This is a genomic window from Paraburkholderia sp. Ac-20340 (assembly GCF_017104965.1).
In the GTDB taxonomy this organism is placed as follows: Bacteria; Pseudomonadota; Gammaproteobacteria; order Burkholderiales; family Burkholderiaceae; genus Paraburkholderia.
Genome location: NZ_JAAGPR010000003.1, coordinates 391,185 through 408,546 on the forward strand (window position 1 = coordinate 391,185; position 17,362 = coordinate 408,546).

The 17,362-nt window shown below is 63.7% G+C and carries 15 protein-coding genes and 1 pseudogene; 1 reads left to right on the forward strand and 15 read right to left on the reverse strand.

Going from position 1 to position 17,362, the window contains the following annotated elements; translation table 11 throughout:
• Positions 1–152 precede the first annotated feature (152 nt).
• The 10 genes and pseudogenes from hflX to ndk form a co-directional block, all read right to left on the reverse strand.
• Positions 153–1,250 (reverse strand): annotated as a pseudogene (gene hflX / locus G3N59_RS06950) (GTPase HflX); the annotation flags it as partial.
• Between the two features lie 59 nt (positions 1,251–1,309).
• A complete protein-coding gene (hfq, locus tag G3N59_RS06955; protein WP_027814901.1) occupies positions 1,310–1,546 on the reverse strand; it encodes an RNA chaperone Hfq in 237 nt (78 codons plus the stop codon).
• Positions 1,547–1,719: 173 nt separating this feature from the next.
• A complete protein-coding gene (der, locus tag G3N59_RS06960) occupies positions 1,720–3,057 on the reverse strand; it encodes a ribosome biogenesis GTPase Der (protein WP_205981816.1) in 1,338 nt (445 codons plus the stop codon).
• A 377-nt stretch (positions 3,058–3,434) separates the two neighbouring features.
• Positions 3,435–4,580: an outer membrane protein assembly factor BamB gene (gene bamB / locus G3N59_RS06965; RefSeq protein WP_205981818.1), complete on the reverse strand. Its 1,146-nt coding sequence runs from the start codon at positions 4,578–4,580 to the stop codon at positions 3,435–3,437.
• A 60-nt stretch (positions 4,581–4,640) separates the two neighbouring features.
• Positions 4,641–5,270 (reverse strand): tetratricopeptide repeat protein, encoded by a 630-nt coding sequence (locus G3N59_RS06970; protein WP_205981819.1) that lies wholly within the window; start codon positions 5,268–5,270, stop codon positions 4,641–4,643.
• Between the two features lie 140 nt (positions 5,271–5,410).
• Positions 5,411–6,748: a histidine--tRNA ligase gene (gene hisS, locus G3N59_RS06975; RefSeq protein ID WP_205981820.1), complete on the reverse strand. Its 1,338-nt coding sequence runs from the start codon at positions 6,746–6,748 to the stop codon at positions 5,411–5,413.
• 121 nt (positions 6,749–6,869) lie between these two features.
• Positions 6,870–8,189, reverse strand: a complete 1,320-nt coding sequence (gene ispG / locus G3N59_RS06980) for a flavodoxin-dependent (E)-4-hydroxy-3-methylbut-2-enyl-diphosphate synthase (RefSeq protein WP_205981821.1) — start codon at positions 8,187–8,189, stop codon at positions 6,870–6,872.
• Between the two features lie 112 nt (positions 8,190–8,301).
• Complete coding sequence (locus G3N59_RS06985) at positions 8,302–9,459, reverse strand: helix-turn-helix domain-containing protein (RefSeq protein ID WP_205981822.1); 1,158 nt, start codon at positions 9,457–9,459, stop codon at positions 8,302–8,304.
• Between the two features lie 209 nt (positions 9,460–9,668).
• Positions 9,669–10,829, reverse strand: coding sequence for a 23S rRNA (adenine(2503)-C(2))-methyltransferase RlmN (rlmN, locus tag G3N59_RS06990; protein WP_205981823.1), 1,161 nt, complete (start codon positions 10,827–10,829; stop codon positions 9,669–9,671).
• 133 nt (positions 10,830–10,962) lie between these two features.
• Positions 10,963–11,388, reverse strand: coding sequence for a nucleoside-diphosphate kinase (gene ndk, locus G3N59_RS06995; RefSeq protein ID WP_205981824.1), 426 nt, complete (start codon positions 11,386–11,388; stop codon positions 10,963–10,965).
• 305 nt (positions 11,389–11,693) lie between these two features.
• On the opposite strand from ndk, the gene G3N59_RS07000 reads away from it, so the two are divergent.
• Positions 11,694–12,392, forward strand: coding sequence for a Bax inhibitor-1/YccA family protein (locus tag G3N59_RS07000; RefSeq protein WP_027814910.1), 699 nt, complete (start codon positions 11,694–11,696; stop codon positions 12,390–12,392).
• 113 nt (positions 12,393–12,505) lie between these two features.
• Here G3N59_RS07000 and G3N59_RS07005 read toward each other — a convergent pair whose 3' ends face one another.
• The 5 genes from G3N59_RS07005 to G3N59_RS07025 form a co-directional block, all read right to left on the reverse strand.
• Positions 12,506–13,282, reverse strand: coding sequence for an MBL fold metallo-hydrolase (locus tag G3N59_RS07005; RefSeq protein ID WP_205981825.1), 777 nt, complete (start codon positions 13,280–13,282; stop codon positions 12,506–12,508).
• Positions 13,283–13,289: 7 nt separating this feature from the next.
• Positions 13,290–14,432 (reverse strand): outer membrane protein assembly factor BamC, encoded by a 1,143-nt coding sequence (gene bamC / locus G3N59_RS07010; protein ID WP_205981826.1) that lies wholly within the window; start codon positions 14,430–14,432, stop codon positions 13,290–13,292.
• Between the two features lie 98 nt (positions 14,433–14,530).
• On the reverse strand, positions 14,531–15,436 hold the full coding sequence (gene dapA, locus G3N59_RS07015) for a 4-hydroxy-tetrahydrodipicolinate synthase (RefSeq protein WP_205981827.1): 906 nt from the start codon (positions 15,434–15,436) through the stop codon (positions 14,531–14,533).
• Positions 15,437–15,480: 44 nt separating this feature from the next.
• Positions 15,481–16,149, reverse strand: coding sequence for a class I SAM-dependent methyltransferase (locus G3N59_RS07020; RefSeq protein ID WP_205981828.1), 669 nt, complete (start codon positions 16,147–16,149; stop codon positions 15,481–15,483).
• Between the two features lie 6 nt (positions 16,150–16,155).
• A complete protein-coding gene (locus G3N59_RS07025) occupies positions 16,156–17,358 on the reverse strand; it encodes a tryptophan--tRNA ligase (RefSeq protein WP_205981829.1) in 1,203 nt (400 codons plus the stop codon).
• Positions 17,359–17,362 lie beyond the last annotated feature (4 nt).

The following is a 17,362-nucleotide window of genomic DNA, read 5'->3' on the forward strand; positions in this document are numbered from 1 at the left end:
GTCATGTGCGTGGAAGCGCGCCCGCGCACCACAAGGGCGACGCCGGGCGCTACCGGATCGGTTCAGCGGCCGTGCTCGGGTTCCCTGCTGGGTTCGTGCGACAGCGGATTCCAGTCGGCGGCGGCCTGAGGCTGCGACGGCTCGCCAAGGGGTTCGGCAGTCGCGATTTCGGCGATGGCGGCGCGCAGCGCATCCAGTCCGACGCCCGTGCGCGCGCTCAAAAAGACGCGCGAAATATTACCATACTCATCCCGCTCGACCGTCCCGCCTCGGGCCGCCAGTTCGGGCACGGCGTCGATCTTGTTGATCACCAGCACCTGGCGGATCGTATCGGCGCCGATCTCGTGCAGCACCTCGTTGACCTGATCGATCTGATCGAGACGCACGGCGCTCGACGCATCGACCACGTGCAGCAGCAGATCGGCCTGCACGGTTTCCTGCAGCGTCGCACGGAAAGCGGCCACCAGCTGGTGAGGCAGTTCGCGGATGAAACCGACGGTATCGGACAGCACGATCTGGCCGACTTCATCGCCGAGCCAGACGCGCCGCGAAGTGGTATCGAGCGTGGCGAACAGCTGGTCGGCGGCGTAGGCCTGCGCTTTCGTCAGCGCATTGAAGAGCGTGGATTTGCCCGCATTCGTATAGCCGACCAGCGACACCGACATCGTGCGCGTACGTTCGCGCTGACGACGCTGCGTGCCGTGCTGACGGCGCAGCTTGGCGAGCTTGCCCTGCAGCATCTTGATGCGCTCGCCGATCAGCCGGCGGTCGGTTTCGAGCTGCGTTTCGCCAGGACCGCGCAGACCGATACCGCCTTTCTGACGCTCAAGGTGGGTCCAGGCGCGCACGAGACGCGTGGCGAGATACTGAAGCTGGGCGAGTTCGACCTGCAGCTTGCCTTCGTGGCTGCGCGCGCGTTGCGCGAAGATGTCGAGGATGAGGCTCGTGCGGTCGACCACGCGGCGGCCGAGTGCGCGCTCCAGATTACGTTGCTGGGCGGGCGACAGCGCGTGATTGAAGATGACGATTTCGATGTCGTTCGCTTCACAGGCGAGACGCAGTTCCTCGGCCTTGCCGCTGCCGATAAACATGGCGGCGTCGGGGCTCGAACGGCGTCCGGTGAGCGTGACAGCGGGAGTGGCGCCCGCGCTTTTGGCGAGCAGGCTGAGTTCTTCGAGACTGGCTTCGAAGTCGGTCTTGCCGAAGTCGATGCCGACAAGTGCGGCGTTGATCAAATTAGCTGGTATCAAAATGGAAACGGCCGGTCGCGAAGCGCCTGCGAGGCGCCCCGGACCGGCCGCGTCATGGGTCAGGACGCTTCCGAATCCGGGTGGAAATTCACCGGACGGGCCGGGACCACCGTGGAAATGGCGTGCTTGTAAACCATTTGCGTAACCGTATTACGGAGCAACACGACGTACTGGTCGAACGATTCAATGTTCCCCTGAAGCTTGATGCCGTTGACCAGGTAGATCGAAACAGGCACGTGCTCCTTGCGCAGCGCGTTCAGAAACGGGTCTTGTAACAGTTGCCCTTTGTTGCTCATAGCAAACTCCGTATTTTTTTGCAGGTTTAACTTATATTGGGGTGAAGAAAAAGAAATCCACCACCAATCGCTACACTATAGCTGATTCTCGTTACCCCGCGCCGCTAGCGGCAGCCCAGCCAGACGGCCCGGCAGCGCCATTACGCGCGGTTATGCGGGGTAACGAACGCAGCTCAGTTCTTTTCGGTGTAGGGGTTCGTCGAAGAACGAAACTCTATGCGCAATGGAGTGCCCGTCAGCGAGAAAGTTTCCCGGAAACGGTTTTCCAGATAGCGTTTGTACGTTTCCGTAATCGCATCGAGCGCGTTGCCGTGGATCACGATAATCGGCGGGTTCTGGCCCCCTTGGTGCGCGTAGCGCAGCTTCGGGCGGACCGGGCCGCGGCGGCGCGGCTGCTGGAACTCCACCGCTTCGATCAGCGCACGCGTCAGGCGCGGCGTCGGCAGCTTGGCCATCGCGGCGGCGTAAGCGTCGTCCACCGAGCGCATCAGCGCGCCGATACCGAACTTTTCCGTCGCCGAGATGAAGTGGAACTTGGCGAAGTCGAGGAACTTCAGCTTGCGTTGCAGGTGGTGCTTGGTGCGATCGCGTGCGTGATCGTCCATGCCGTCCCACTTGTTCACGCCCACCACGAGCGCACGGCCCTGCTCCACCACGAAGCCGGCGATATGCGCGTCCTGGTCGGAAATTTCCTGGTGCGCATCGAGCAGCAGAATCACGACGTTGGCGTCGGCGATCGACTGCAGCGTCTTCACCACCGAGAACTTCTCGATCGCTTCGAACACCTTGCCGCGACGGCGCAAACCGGCCGTATCGATCAGCGTGTACTTCTTGCCGCCGCGTTCGAAATCGACGTAGATCGAATCGCGCGTCGTGCCCGGCATGTCGAACGCGATCACACGGTCTTCGCCGATCAGCGTATTGACGAGCGTGGACTTGCCCACGTTCGGACGGCCGACGATCGCGATCTTCACACCGCGCTTGCCCGGATCTTCTTCCTCTTCTTCCGGACGATCGGCGTAGGCCTGGTCGAGCGCCTCGTTGATCATTTCCGTCACGCCGTCGCCGTGCGCAGCGGAAATCGCGCGCGGGTCGCCCAGACCGAGTTCGTAGAAGTCGGCGGCCACGGTGCTGTACTTCATGCCCTCGGCCTTGTTGACCACCAGGAAGATCGGACGGCCGGTCTTGCGCAGGTAATCGGCGATGTGCTTGTCCTGCGGCGCCAGACCGTTACGGCCATCGCAGATAAACACGACGATGTCGGCTTCCTCGACAGCCTGACGCGTCTGGCGCGCCATTTCGTGCAGGATGCCGTCCTTGGCGACCGGCTCGAAACCGCCGGTGTCGACCACCAGATAGGCGCGGTCGCCCGTGCGCCCTTCGCCATAGTGGCGGTCGCGCGTGAGACCGGGCAGGTCGGCCACCAGCGCATCGCGCGAACGCGTGAGCCGGTTGAATAGCGTGGATTTCCCCACATTGGGGCGCCCAACGAGGGCGATTACGGGTTTCATCTGATCTTTTCTACAGTAAGGCGCGGTCCCGGAACGTCCGGCACGCTGCGCGGCAAGCGTCTGCTATGAGTGCCCGCAGAAGCTGCAATAGTTGCAAATTATCACGAATCGGGCCGTGCGCCCGATTGCCGGCGCGGGCGCGATGCCGCGACTGCCAGCCCGAAGCGACAAGTTGCGCTTCGTCGTTCGACTGGAGCACCGGAGGTAGCCGCTCCGGGCATCCGTCGTCTCATTAAGTTCGCGGGCGCTGCCTGCCCCACTTGCGCGACGTTGGACCACTCCCCAATGCGCGCCGGAAAAACACAAGAGGCCGCCGCCCTTGGGCGCGGCCCCTCGATGCGACACCAGGCGGCTGGCCGCCCGGCGTCATCGCTCGATTAGCGCGGACGCAGACCGTACAGGTCGCCGTCCTTCGTCAGCACGACCAGCGTATTGCCAGCCAGCACCGGCGCTGCCGTAATCGGGCTGCCGTCGGTCTTCACGCGCGCAACGAAGCTGCCGTCGTCGAGCGAGAGGAAGTGCACGTAACCCTGATAATCGCCCACCGCCACGGCATGACCGAGCACGGCCGGCACGCTGACGTCGCGGTTCTTGAGCTTGTCGGTGCTCCAGGTCTGCGTACCGGTGGCCACGCTGTAGGCCTTCACAACCGACCAGTCGTCGCCGCCCACCACTGTGGTGTCGTCCTGAGCGATACCGCTCGTGCTCGAGAACGGCTTTTCCCACATCGGACGGCCCGAGTTGGCGTCGAAGCAGCCAAGCTGGCCCTGGAATGTGACCGCGCAAGTGGTTGCGCCAACCAGCGTGGGCGGACCGCTCACGTCGTTGATACGCTCGACTTCCGTCACGCCCTTCGGATACGACACCGGCGTTTCCCAGAAAGCGTCGCCGCTTTGCAGGTTGATCGCCGAGAACGCGCCGCCCGGGAAGCCGGCCAGTACGGCCTGGTCGCCCGCGAACGTCATGCCGGCCGACACGCGCAGGTTCAGCGGCACCGCACGGTTGCGGTAGGCCCACTTCTGCTCGCCCGTCTGCGAATTGAACGCGACCACCTGGCCGTCGATCGTGCGCACGACCACGAGGCCGTTGCCGACCAGCGGCGGCGAAATGATTTCGCCCGGCGCCTTGGCTTGCCACGAGAGCTTGCCGTTCGAATCCAGCACGTAGACGTCGCCCTTCAGGCCGCCGACCGCCGTGAGGTTGCCGTCGCTGCCCACGCCTGCCGACAGATCGTCCTTGAGCTTGGTGCTCCAGACTTCCTTGCCCGTTTGCGCGTCGAACTTCGCGACCGAGCCGTTCTCGCCCGCGGCGTACACGGTGTCGCCCACTGCGACCGGCGAGAACAGATAGCGGCCGGCCTTGCCGACGCTCGCCTTCCACACCTGCTGGACGTCCAGCGCCGGCTTGAACTCGGTCAGCGGCACCGGCACGCGGCGCTCGTCTTTAGTCGACGAGCAAGCCGCCAGTGCGAGAACGGTCATCGCACAGGCGACAGGCACAACGGTTCGTTTCAGCAGATTCATCGGTGAACGAAGCATGAATGAAGTTGATTGAATGGTTTTGCGATCGATGCAGGCTGCGCGTCAGCCGCCCAGTGCGTCGAGCTTGAACTGGACCAGTTGACGCTCGGAAGCATCGGTCTTCGGCAGGCTGTCGAGCGCGAGCTTGTAGGCCGCACGCGCGTCGTCGTGCTTGCCCGCTGCGGCGAGCAGGTCGCCGCGGCCGTCGGCCACGACGCCCTTGAACGGACCCGCATCCGGTTGCGGAATCAGCGCGAGGCCTTGATCGTAGGCCTTTTCGTCGAGCAGCACGGAAGCCAGACGCAGCTTCGCAACCTGACGGAATTCCTCGTCCTTGGCGTGATCGGCGGCCCATTGCAGTTGCGCCTTCGCGCCGGCCGTGTCACCCGCCGTATAGAGCGACTTCGCCACCGTGAGCGCGCTCATCTGCGCGTACGCGGTGCCGCCGAAACGGTCTTCCATGTCGGTTGCAATGCGCGTGAGCAGCGCCTTGTCATTACCGGTCGCCGCCTGCTGCACCTGGTCGTAGAGCACTGCCGCTTCCGCAGCCTGACGGCGCTGCCAGAAGTTCCAGCCATTCCACGCGGCGAGCGCGAGCAGAACGATCAGCACGAGCCACGTGGTCGCATTGCCCCACTGCGTCCACCAGGCCTTGAAACTCTCGATCGATTCCTGTTCGTCGTGGTAACTCATCGCGTCGCGATTCCTCGATTATTTTTTGAAGCCTGTTTTCGGGCGCGCTACTGAGTCCATGCACAGGTCCATGCAGGACGAAGCGGCGCGCCACAAAGCCGGTCAAACAGCCGGACTACGCGTCCGGCCCAAGCGCCCGATCAATCCTCGCCGTCTTCGGCGGATGCAACCATCGCATTGATCAGATATTCGGTCAAGTCCTCAAAGGCTACCGTTTGTTGCTCGCTGCGGGCTTCCGCCGCCTGGCCGCGCAGCGCCTTCACGCCGGCCACGCCCTTCGCGACTTCGTCCTCGCCGAGCACCACGGCAAACGCGGCGCCGCTGGCATCCGCGCGCTTCATCTGCGACTTGAAGCTCGCTGCCTGGCCATCTGCGCTGCAGTGGAGAATGACGTCGAGGCCCGTATCGCGCAGACGCTCCGAGACGATGAAAGCCTGTTCGCGCGCGGCTTCGCCCTGATGCACGACGTACACGTCGCAGCCTTCGGCTTCCGGCACGAGGTTCTCTTCCTTGAGCAGTTCGAGAATGCGCTCGATGCCCATGGCCCAGCCGCACGCTGCCGTCGGCTTGCCGCCCAGTTGCTCGATCAGCGGATCGTAACGGCCGCCGGCCGCGACCGTACCTTGCGCGCCGAGCTTGTCCGTCACCCACTCGAACACGGTCAGATTGTAATAATCGAGACCGCGCACCAGACGCGGGTTGATCTTGAACGGGATATTGTTCGACTTCAGGATGCGCTGCAGGCCTTCGAAGTGCGCCTTCGATTCCTCGCCGAGGAAGTCGATCAGCTTCGGCGCCTTGTCGGCCATGTCCTGCAGCGCCGGATTCTTCGTGTCGAGCACGCGCAGCGGGTTCGTGTAAAGGCGGCGCTTGCCGTCTTCATCGAGCAGATCGACGTGCTGTTCGAGATACTTGATGAGTTCGACGCGGTGCGCCGCGCGCTCTTCCGCGAGACCCAGCGAGTTGATTTCCAGCTTGATGCCGGTCAGACCGAGATCGTCCCAGAGACGCTGGCACATCAGAATGATTTCCGCGTCCGCATCGGGACCCGCGAAGCCGAGCGCTTCCACGCCCACCTGATGGAACTGGCGATAACGGCCGCGCTGCGGACGCTCGTGACGGAACATCGGGCCGATGTACCACAGACGCTTCGGGCCGTCGTAGAGCATGTTGTGCTCGATCGACGCACGCACGACCGCCGCGGTGTTTTCCGGGCGCATCGTGAGGTGCTCGCCGTTCAGCGCATCGGTGAAGCTGTACATCTCTTTTTCGACGATGTCGGTGACTTCGCCGATACCGCGCGTGAAGAGCTGCGTGTGCTCGACGATCGGCGTACGGATGTTCTGGTATCCGTACGAACGGAGCATGGACTTCACGGTCGTTTCGAAGAAGTCCCACAGCCCTGCATCCTGCGGCAGGATGTCGTTCATGCCCTTCACGCCGGTGAGCTTCTGCGGCTTGCTTTTCTGTTCAGTCATTGCGATGCGAAAGTGTCGTTGCGAGTGCGCGGCGTATCCATTCCCGCCGCGCTGCTCGATGTTCGATGTTCGGGTGTCCGTAGCAAGTGCGCGCGGGACGTCATGCCCCGCGCCGCCGCGATCAGGCCGTCGCTTCGGCCTTGCCGTACTTGCGTGCGACGTAGTCGCTCACGATCTGCTGGAACTCTTCGGCGATACGCTCGCCGCGCAGCGTCTTGACCTTTTCGCCGTCGATAAAGACCGGCGCGGCCGGGTTCTCGCCCGAGCCCGGCAGGCTGATGCCGATGTTTGCGTGCTTCGATTCGCCCGGACCGTTGACGATACAGCCCATCACGGCGACGTTCATGGTTTCGACGCCCGGATACGAATCGCGCCACACCGGCATCTGCGCGCGCAGATAGCCCTGGATTTGCGAAGCGAGTTCCTGGAACAGCGTGCTGGTCGTGCGACCGCAACCCGGGCAGGCGATGACCATCGGCGTGAACGAACGCAGGCCCATCGTTTGCAGGATTTCCTGGCCGACCACCACTTCACCCGTGCGCGCACCACCCGGCTCCGGCGTGAGCGAGATGCGGATGGTGTCGCCGATGCCTTGCTGCAGCAGCACCGACAGTGCCGCCGTCGAGGCGACGATGCCCTTCGAACCCATGCCCGCTTCGGTCAGACCCAAGTGCAGCGCGAAGTCGCAGCGCTTTGCCAGTTGCTGGTACACGGCGATCAGATCCTGCACGCCGCTGACCTTGCACGACAGAATGATCTTGTCGCGGCTCAGGCCGAGTTCGACCGCGCGTTCCGCCGAGCCGATGGCCGACTGGATCAGCGCTTCGTACATCACGCTCTGCGCTTCCCACGGCACGCTACGCGCCGCGTTTTCGTCCATCATGCGCGCGAGCAGATCCTGATCCAGGCTGCCCCAGTTCACGCCGATACGCACCGGCTTGTCGTACTTGATGGCCGCTTCGATCATCTGCGCGTACTGCGTGTCGCGCTTGGCGCCCTGGCCTACGTTGCCCGGGTTGATACGGTACTTCGACAGCGCTTCCGCGCACGCGGGGTGATCGCGCAGCAGCAGGTGGCCGTTGTAATGGAAGTCGCCGACCAGCGGCACCATCACGCCCATGCGGTCGAGCTGGTCGCGCACGTGCGGCACGGCGGCGGCCGCTTCCGGCGTATTGACCGTGATACGCACGAGTTCCGAACCGGCCTGCGCGAGTTCCTTGATCTGGATCGCGGTGCCGATGGCGTCGGCGGTATCGGTATTGGTCATCGACTGCACGCGCACCGGCGCGTCGCCGCCGATCGTCACCAGCTGACCGCCCCAGCGCACATGGACGGCGTGCGACTTGCGGCGCGGCGCGTGGCCGCCAAGGATCGGTTCGTTGGACACGATCTGACTGTTGCTGGTCAGGGATTGCGGTTCGCTTTGCATCGAAAAACCCATTTACACCTCGCGCGCGCCACCGTTCACAACGAACGGCTACGCTGCACGAATTGAAAAAGCGTCGCGGCCGGCAAAAAACTATTCGCCGGCCGCGACGCGTGCCATGTCTCTATCAGGGCAGCACGAAACGCGCGACATTGCCGCGCGCCGACGCGTATTTCGCCGCGTCGACCGGCTGACCGTCGATGGTCATCGACTCGATGCCGGCCTTGTTGCCCACTGTTACCTTCAGCGGTCCTACACCGGTGATCTCACGGGCGTCGCTGCCGTGAACCAGGCCGGAGAAGACCTCTTTGCCATCTTTCTGCCGCACGCTGACCCAGGTGTCCTGCGTCACGCGGATAGCGAACGTCGAGGTGTCGCCCGCTGCCGCCACCGGCGCCGAAGCGCCCTGCGCAACTGCCGGCGCGCTCGCTGCAACCTGCGCCTGCGTCTGGACCGCTGCGCTCGCCACCTTCGGCGCGACTGCCGTATTCGCTGCCGGCGCTGCGCTGGCCGGTGCAGCAGGCGCAACCTGCGCAGCCTGCGGCGCGCTCGCCGCGTTCTGATCGGTCGTACCGGCCTGATCGTTCGCTGCAGCGGCGGCTTGCGTTGCCTGTTCTTCGTTTTGCGCGTCCGATGCGCCAGCCGTTTGGCCTGCCGTCTGTCCTTCGGCCACCGTCGCCGACGAAGCCGCGGAATCGCCGCTGGCCGTGCTGCTGCCCACGCCGTTCGCCATCGACTTGATACGCGCGAACCACGCCGACGAGTCGCCGCTGTTCGTGTGCCACATGCCGATGAGCACCACCGCAATGACGACGATCGCCACGCCCCACAGCCACGACGCACGGCGACGCGGCGCACGCACACCGCTACCGCCCAGCGACAGCGAGACACGACCGCGCGGCAGATCCGCACCAGCCGACGCCGGCATCGACAGATCCTGTTGCGCCTCGCCGCGCTCGCGACGCAGCGCCTGGGTGAACGGCGCGGGATCGGCGCCGAGCAGCTTCGCGTAAGCGCGCACGACGCCCATTGCGAACGTGGCATCAGGCAGATGGCTGATATCGCCCGCCTCGAGCTCACGCAGCTTCGACACCGCCACCTTCAGGCGCGCCGAAACGTCCTCGACCGACCAGCCCTTGGCTTCGCGCAGTTGCGCGAGACGCGCACCCACCGCACCGAGCGTCTCAGGCACGGCCTGCACCGGCGACGGAGCGCCAGAAGGCGCCGAACGGCCTGCGTTCGTCTCTGTCCCGTCGGTCCCGAAAGGGTGCTGCGGCTCGCTCATCCCAAAGTCCTTGCGTCGATTCTTTTTAACCTGCAACCAGCGGGCGCACCGCGCCCCGTCCCGATTCGCAGACCGTTTATAACAAAATGCGCGGCATCTGTGCCGCATACGATCGCTTATGCAACGTTTCTATCAAACTGCCGGCAGCGCTGCGTATCCCCCCGCGCAGGCGCACCGGTTTTGGCTCGCGTTATGGCGAGCCGGGCCGCTCAATGCTGAACCGGCCTGACTTCGATGACTTTCTGACCCGCGCGCTGCGTACGTTCAGCCAGACGCGTGCGGTCCTTCACTTCGCCTGCCAGCTGGCCGCAGGCTGCGTCGATGTCGTCGCCGCGCGTCTTGCGGATAGTCGTGACCACGCCTGCGTCCATCAAAATCTGCGAGAAACGCTTGATCTGCTCGTTTTTCGAGCGCAGCAGACCCGATTCCGGGAACGGATTGAACGGGATCAGGTTGAACTTGCACGGTACGTCACGCGTCACGGCGAGCAGCTGGCGTGCGTGCTCTTCCGTGTCGTTGACGCCGTCGAGCATGCAGTACTCGAACGTGATGAAATCGCGCGGCGCCACTTTCAGATAGCGCTGGCACGCGGCCATCAGCTCGCGCAGCGGGTACTTGCGGTTCAGCGGCACGAGTTGGTCGCGCAGCGCGTCGTTGGGCGCGTGCAGCGAGACGGCGAGCGCCACCGGCAGATCTGCGCCGAGACGGTCCATCATCGGCACCACGCCGGAAGTCGACAGCGTCACGCGGCGGCGCGACAGGCCGTAGGCGTTGTCGTCGAGCATCAGCCGCATGGCGGGCACGACCGCGTCGTAATTGAGCAGCGGCTCGCCCATGCCCATCATCACGACGTTCGTAATGACGCGCTCACCCTTGCCGTCGCCGCCATTGGCGCGACCGCCCGCCTCGCCCAGCGACGCGCGCTGGGCGAATTCCGCCATGCGCAGCTGGCCGATGATCTCGGCGGTGGTGAGATTGCGGGAAAAACCCTGCTTGCCGGTCGAACAGAACCGACAATTGACCGCGCATCCCGCCTGCGACGACACGCATAGCGTGCCACGCGTTTCTTCGGGGATGAACACGGTTTCGACCGCGTTGCCATTGCCGACGTCCACGAGCCATTTGCGCGTGCCGTCGGAGGAAACGTTGTCGGAAATAATGTCAGGCATGCCGATGACGGCACGCCCTTTGAGCTTCTCGCGCAACGATTTCGCCAGATCCGTCATGCCGTCGAAGTCGGCGGCATTGTATTGATGGATCCAGCGTTGAAGCTGTTTGGCGCGAAACGGCTTCTCGCCCAGGCTTTCGCAATAAGCGACGAGCCCTTGGGCGTCGAGATCGAGAAGGTTGACGGTGGAACTACTCGTCATATCGAATCCTGCCATTTCAGTGCGAGAGCGCGTTCACCGCCAGTTTCAGGAGAACCCGGCGCCGCACGGTGAACGACATCGCCGTTCGCGACCCTATGCTACTGTGAACTGCTGCTTACCGCGCGTTGATGAATTAACGCGAGTAAACGTTGACTTCGGGGAAGAAGAACGCGATTTCAACGCGTGCCGTTTCCGCTGCGTCCGAACCGTGAACTGCGTTTGCGTCGATGCTGTCTGCGAAGTCAGCGCGGATCGTGCCCTTTTCTGCCTTCTTCGGGTCGGTTGCGCCCATCAGATCGCGGTGCTTCAGGATGGCGTTTTCGCCTTCCAGCGCCTGGATCACGACCGGACCCGAGATCATGAATTCAACGAGGTCCTTGAAGAACGGACGCTCTGCGTGGACAGCATAGAACTTCTCTGCGTCAGCGCGCGAGAGGTGGACCATGCGCGAAGCAACGATCTTCAGGCCAGCGTTTTCGAAGCGGCTGTAGATCTGACCGATCACGTTCTTTGCCACTGCGTCCGGCTTGATAATCGACAGGGTGCGTTCGATCGCCATAAAAACTCCAGAAAATTAAGAGGTTACAGGTCCAAATGAATCCGCAATTGTAGCATGTTCCCATGTATGATTGCGATTGAACCCTGTTAGGCCGGATAACCAGCCAAAGACAAGCGCAAAAGCGCGCAAGAGCCGCGCCGCCGGGGCTTTCAGCGGGGTTTAAGAATCCCGGCATACGCTCCCTCACGATAGCCCAAACTGTGTGGCAACCCGTTGAAACTCTGGAGCGCCGCGCATATCTTACGAGGAGTGGCGCACGCATCTGCCGGTCGCCGCTAACCACGCGTCTCACGCAAGGAGAAAGCATGAACGAGTATCCCTATAACTTCGGCCGTGGCGGCAGCGTCACCTCGGCGGAGACCCGCAACCGCGTACTGCGCAACACCTACTGGCTGCTCGCGCTGTCGATGGTGCCGACGGTGCTCGGCGCGTGGGTAGGCGTCACTACGGGCTTCTCGCTTTTCGCCGCCACCAGCCCCGCCATGAGCCTGCTCGCGTTCTTCGCGATCGCTTTCGGCTTCATGTTCGCCATCGAGCGCACGAAGAACAGCTCGGTCGGCGTGTTCGTGCTGCTCGGCTTCACGTTCTTCATGGGCCTGATGCTCTCGCGCCTGCTGTCGTTCATCCTCGGCTTTTCGAACGGCCCGTCGCTCATCATGCTCGCTTTCGGTGGCACCGGCGTGATTTTCGCCGCAATGGCCACCATCGCCACGGTCAGCAAGCGCGATTTTTCGGGCCTCGGCAAATGGCTGTTCATGGGCGTGATCGTGATCCTGCTCGCCAGCGTCGCGAACATCTTCCTGCATCTGCCCGCGCTGATGCTCACGGTGTCCGTGATGGCGATCGTGATCTTCTCGGCGTACATGCTGTTCGACGTGCAGCGCGTCGTGAACGGCGGCGAGACGAACTACATCTCGGCCACGCTCGCGATCTACCTGGATCTGTACAACGTGTTCACGAACCTGCTGGCGATCCTCGGCATCTTCGGCGGCAATCGTAACTAAAGCTTGAAGGGCCGGATCGCACCCGGTTCGGACCCGCAAACAAAAAGCCCATGACTCAGGTCATGGGCTTTTTTTCGTGCTGCGATTCGAGCATCTGGAGGATCGTCGTGGCGTTACAGCGAAATCCAGTCGAATCCTTCGGCCTGCGATGCCACCCCGATTTCCGTGGCGGCGTTGCCCAGCACGTCCATCATGGCTGATCGCGCCAGTTCCGGCGTGTTGTTCTGCTGGCTCAAATGCGCGGCGATCAGGTGGCGCAACTTCGATCGGTCGAGCGCAGCAAGGATCTCGCCTGCCGCATCATTGTTCAAATGCCCATAAGCACCGCTGATGCGCGCCTTCAACGAAGCCGGATATCGGCTCGTCGCCAGCATGTCGAGATCGTGATTGAATTCGAGCACGAGCGCTTCGCAGCCGCTCAACACCGCGTTGATATGCGGCGTCGATTCACCCACGTCCGTCAGCACGCCCAGCCGGCTCGCGCCATCGTTGAACACGAACTGCAGCGGCTCGCGCGCATCGTGCGGCACCGTATAAGGCAGCACGCCAAGCTCGCCGATTTCGACGGCTTCGTCGCCCCACAGCACATTGAGTTCGACACCCGCCGCCTCGTCGGCGCCGACTGCGCGCGCCGTCCCCCAACTCGTATAGAGCGGGATCGACCAGCGGCGCGCAAGTGTCAGCGCGCTGCCGATGTGGTCGCTGTGTTCGTGGGTGATGAGAATCGCGCTCAGGGTATCGGCGGCGAGGCCTGCTCGCGCGAGCCGCCGCTCTACTTCCTTCGCGGAAAAACCGCAGTCCAGCAGCACGCGCGTAGGCGTCGTGCCGCTGCCTGCTTCTACGACCAGTGCGTTGCCTTCGCTACCACTGCCGAGGCTCGCAAACCGCACGGCCGGATCAGTTCAGTTGCGCGTGCAGCGCGGTGACGATGCGCTGTGCGTCCGACGACGTATCGACCTGACCGCTCTGGTTGAGCACGGCCACCTGGGTTTGCGAATCGCTCTTCGCGCGCACCGAAACGAGGAATTCCGGACCCTGGTTCTTCGCGTCCTTCTTCGGGTTGTAGAACAGCTTGCCGAACAGACCGTCGCCCTTGAGTTCCTGCATCGAATCGGCGTAGCGCACGTAGTAGATGCCCTTTTCGCGGTCGCGGTTATCGACCGTGAAGTTGGTGCGGTCGAGCGCAAGGCCCACGCGCAGCCAGGCGCTATCGAACGATTCCGGCAGATCGAGCGTCGTACCGTCCGCGCCCGCTGCGACCTTGGCAGCCGACGACGACGGACGTGCATCGGTCAGCAGTTGCTTCGACTGCGCGTCGGTCAGGCCGAACTTCTGCATGATCTTGGCGAGGAACGCGGCTTCGAGAGCCGGATCGCGCGGACGCTCGACCCACTTCGAACCGGTCTTGTCCTGCCCCGTCAGCACTTCTTCCATCGCGCTATGCGTGACGGAGATGTCGGTCTGGCCGTCCGCCCCGCGCGTCACCAGCGTACGGAAACGGTCACGCGTGCCCGACGAGTACGCGAAATCGATCACGCGGCCGATCGTGCGACGGAACCAGTCGTCCGGAATGTTGGCGCGGTTTTCGGCCCAGTCCGTGGTCATGATGCCGGTGGCGGCCGAATCGGTCGTCAGCGTAAAGCCGCTTTCCGACCAGAATTCCTGCAGTTGCGGCCAGACGTCGTCCGGCGTGCGGCCGTCGATCACGAGCCAGCGGTGATCGCCGTCACGCTCGACGTGCATGCCGAGCGGGTCTTTCGTGTCCGGCACGCCCAGCGTGGCGTTGCCCGCCTTCGTGACGGTGCGCTGGGCGCTGCCGCCGAGCGTCAGCGTCGGTGCGGGGGCGACGTACTTCTGGCCGCCGGGCGCAGCCGACAGATCCTGCGGCACAGCCAGCGGCGGTGCGCTCGGCGTGTCCTTGTAGTTGACGCGATCCGACGCGAACATGTCGTTCAGCGACTCGCAACCTGCGAGCGAGCCGACTGCGAGCGCCAGCACCGCCATGCGGGTTGCGTGGAGGGAAAGAGCGGAACGTTTCATGTGGACCTTCGTAATACGGGAACGCTAAGCCTTGATCTGCCAGAAGTCTGTCAGCGTATGGGCGATGGCGACGTCGATTGAAAATGCGGCGAATCGGCTCAGCCGATCAGACCGGCCTCGCGCAGCGCCGAGCGCACCACGTCGTGGTAACGCGCGTCGAGCGGCGTGAGCGGCAGACGGATACCGCCTTCGATGCGGCCCAGCTCCTGCAGCGCCCACTTCACCGGAATCGGGTTCGATTCGATGAACAGGTTCTTGTGCAGCGACAGGAGATTCAGATGAATCTCACGCGCCGTCTTCACGTCGCCGGCGATGGCGGCCTTGCACAGATCGCTCATCTGACGCGGTGCGACGTTCGCGGTCACCGAAATATTGCCGTGGCCGCCCAGCAGCATCAGCGCGATCGCCGTGGGATCGTCGCCGCTGAAAATCTTGAAGCCTTCCGGCGCGTGCTTGATCAGGTGCGCGGCGCGGTCGATATTGCCCGTCGCTTCCTTGACGCCGACGATGCCCGGCACCTGTGCAAGGCGCAGGATCGTCTCGTTCGTCATATCGGCGACGGTGCGGCCCGGCACGTTGTACAGAATCACCGGCAGATCGACGGCTTCGGCGATCTTCGAGAAGTGCAGGTACTGACCCTCTTGCGTGGGCTTGTTGTAGTACGGCACGACCTGCAGCGAAGCCTGCGCGCCGACGGCCTTCGCGTGCTTCGTCAGTTCGATGGCTTCGGCGGTGGAGTTGCCGCCCGCGCCCGCGATGATCGGCATGCGGCCTGCGGCGTGTTCGACGGCCGTCTGGACCATCAGGATGTGTTCTTCGACGTCCAGCGTAGCGGATTCACCGCTCGTGCCGACGACGACGAGGGCATCCGTCCCCTCTTCCACGTGCCAGTCGATCAGTTTGCGGAAGGCCGGCAGATCGAGACTGCCGTCTTCGTGCATGGGGGTGACGATCGCGGGAATGCTGCCGCCAAGCTTGATGCCGTCCTGAGTGCCGTTAGCCATGAAACGTCAAGGAAATGAGTACGTTAAACCGCGATTGTAGCGGATTAGATGGTCAGAACGTAACGCGATACGGGTTGTACCTGAGTCGCCTGTATATGACCGGGTATTTCTGCCGGCTGAACCGCTGACTGCGTTGCGCCTGGAAGCGCCGGTTTTTCCGCTTCGGCGTGGGCTTCGCGCACGGCGCAGATGCGCTGCACGAAGGCCTCGCGCGGATGCTGGAGAAAACCGTCCTGATAGCCGATCACACGCAAAGTGGGCATGCAGACCGCCAGCAACTCGCCGGGCGCCAGCAGGAACGCCGGATTAGACGGCTTGCCGACGGTTTCGTTGCCTTGCGCGAAAGTTTCGTAAATCAGCACGCCGCCTGGCGCCAGCGCATCGAGCAGGCGCGGCATCAAGGGACGATGCAGATAATTGGTGACAACGATCGCGGCGAAGCGCGCATCGGCGGCCAGCGGCCAGGGTGCGCCTTCGAGGTCGCACTCTAATGTGCCGATGTCGGGTACGTCGCGCAGGGTGGCCAGCGCGAGCGGATCGCGATCGAGCGCCGCGACCGGGTGCCCGCGCTGCGCGAGCCAGCGCGCGTGGCGCCCGGCCCCGCAAGCCAGATCGAGCACGGTGCCGCCCGGCGCGATCAGGTGCGCCCACTGGCGCACCCAGTCCGATGGCTCACCCAGCCCGTGCAGCGTCTGGGTTGCGTGCATCGTCATCGCGCTTCAGGTGTAGGACAGGCCCATCGCCTCGCGCACGTCGCGCATGGTTTCGGTCGCGTACTTGCGTGCGCGGTCGCAACCATCGGCGACGATGGCGCGCAGCAGCGACGGATCGTCCATGTACTTCTGCGCGCGTTCGAGCATCGGCTGCTGTTCGCGCAGGATGCCTTCGATCACCGGCTGCTTGCACTCCAGACAGCCGATACCGGCCGAGCGGCAGCCCTTCTGCACCCACTCGTGCGTGTCGGCGTCCGTGTAGACCTGATGCAGCTGCCACACCGGGCACTTGTCCGGATCGCCCGGATCGGTGCGGCGCACGCGTGCCGGGTCGGTCGGCATGGTGCGGACCTTCTTTTCGATCGATTGCGCGTCTTCGCGCAGCGCGATGGTGTTGCCGTACGACTTCGACATCTTCTGGCCGTCGAGGCCCGGCATGCGCGAGGCTTCGGTCAGCAACACCTGCGGCTCCGGCAGAATGATCTTGCGCGAGCCTTCGAGGTAGCCGAACAGGCGCTCGCGGTCGCTCATCGACAGGCTTTGCGATTCCGACAGCATCGCACGCGCCTGTTCGAGCGCTTCCTCGTTGCCTTCCTGCTGGTAGGCGTTGCGCAGCTCGTGATAGAGCTTCGAGCGCTTGCCGCCGAGCTTCTTCGCAGCTTCGTTGGCCTTCTCTTCGAAGTCCGGCTCGCGGCCGTACATGTAGTTGAAGCGGCGCGCCATTTCGCGCGCCATTTCGACGTGCGGCACCTGATCTTCGCCAACCGGCACGAGCGAAGCGCGGTACAGCAGGATGTCGGCGGCCATCAGCACCGGGTAACCGAGGAAGCCGTAGGTGCCCAGATCCTTGTCGCGCAGCTTTTCGATCTGTTCCTTGTAGGTCGGCACGCGTTCGAGCCAGGACAGCGGCGTGCTCATGCCGAGCAGCAGCGCCAGTTCCGCATGCTCGGGCACGCGGCTCTGGATGAAGAGCGTCGCCTGGTTCGGATCGATGCCCGAAGCCAGCCAGTCGATCAGCACGTCCCAGACGTTCTTCTCGATCACATCCGGCGTCTCGTAGTGCGTCGTGAGCGCGTGCCAGTCGACGACGCAGAAGAAGCACGGGTACTCGGACTGAAGCCGGACCCAGTTTTTCAGCACGCCGTGATAGTGGCCGAGGTGCAGCGACCCGGTGGGCCGCATGCCGGAGAAAATACGGTCTGGGAACATGATC

Bases quoted from the DNA above. Each gene is read 5' to 3' on its own strand.
- G3N59_RS06985 (WP_205981822.1), bottom strand. From the start codon at position 9,459: ATGAGCGAGCCGCAGCACCCTTTCGGGACCGACGGGACAGAGACGAAC.
- bamB (WP_205981818.1), bottom strand. From the start codon at position 4,580: ATGAATCTGCTGAAACGAACCGTTGTGCCTGTCGCCTGTGCGATGACC.
- G3N59_RS07020 (WP_205981828.1), bottom strand. From the start codon at position 16,149: ATGACGATGCACGCAACCCAGACGCTGCACGGGCTGGGTGAGCCATCG.
- ndk (WP_205981824.1), bottom strand. From the start codon at position 11,388: ATGGCGATCGAACGCACCCTGTCGATTATCAAGCCGGACGCAGTGGCA.
- G3N59_RS07000 (WP_027814910.1), top strand. From the start codon at position 11,694: ATGAACGAGTATCCCTATAACTTCGGCCGTGGCGGCAGCGTCACCTCG.
- rlmN (WP_205981823.1), bottom strand. From the start codon at position 10,829: ATGACGAGTAGTTCCACCGTCAACCTTCTCGATCTCGACGCCCAAGGG.
- G3N59_RS07025 (WP_205981829.1), bottom strand. From the start codon at position 17,358: ATGTTCCCAGACCGTATTTTCTCCGGCATGCGGCCCACCGGGTCGCTG.
- hfq (WP_027814901.1), bottom strand. From the start codon at position 1,546: ATGAGCAACAAAGGGCAACTGTTACAAGACCCGTTTCTGAACGCGCTG.
- der (WP_205981816.1), bottom strand. From the start codon at position 3,057: ATGAAACCCGTAATCGCCCTCGTTGGGCGCCCCAATGTGGGGAAATCC.
- hisS (WP_205981820.1), bottom strand. From the start codon at position 6,748: ATGACTGAACAGAAAAGCAAGCCGCAGAAGCTCACCGGCGTGAAGGGC.
- G3N59_RS06970 (WP_205981819.1), bottom strand. From the start codon at position 5,270: ATGAGTTACCACGACGAACAGGAATCGATCGAGAGTTTCAAGGCCTGG.
- ispG (WP_205981821.1), bottom strand. From the start codon at position 8,189: ATGGGTTTTTCGATGCAAAGCGAACCGCAATCCCTGACCAGCAACAGT.
- bamC (WP_205981826.1), bottom strand. From the start codon at position 14,432: ATGAAACGTTCCGCTCTTTCCCTCCACGCAACCCGCATGGCGGTGCTG.
- dapA (WP_205981827.1), bottom strand. From the start codon at position 15,436: ATGGCTAACGGCACTCAGGACGGCATCAAGCTTGGCGGCAGCATTCCC.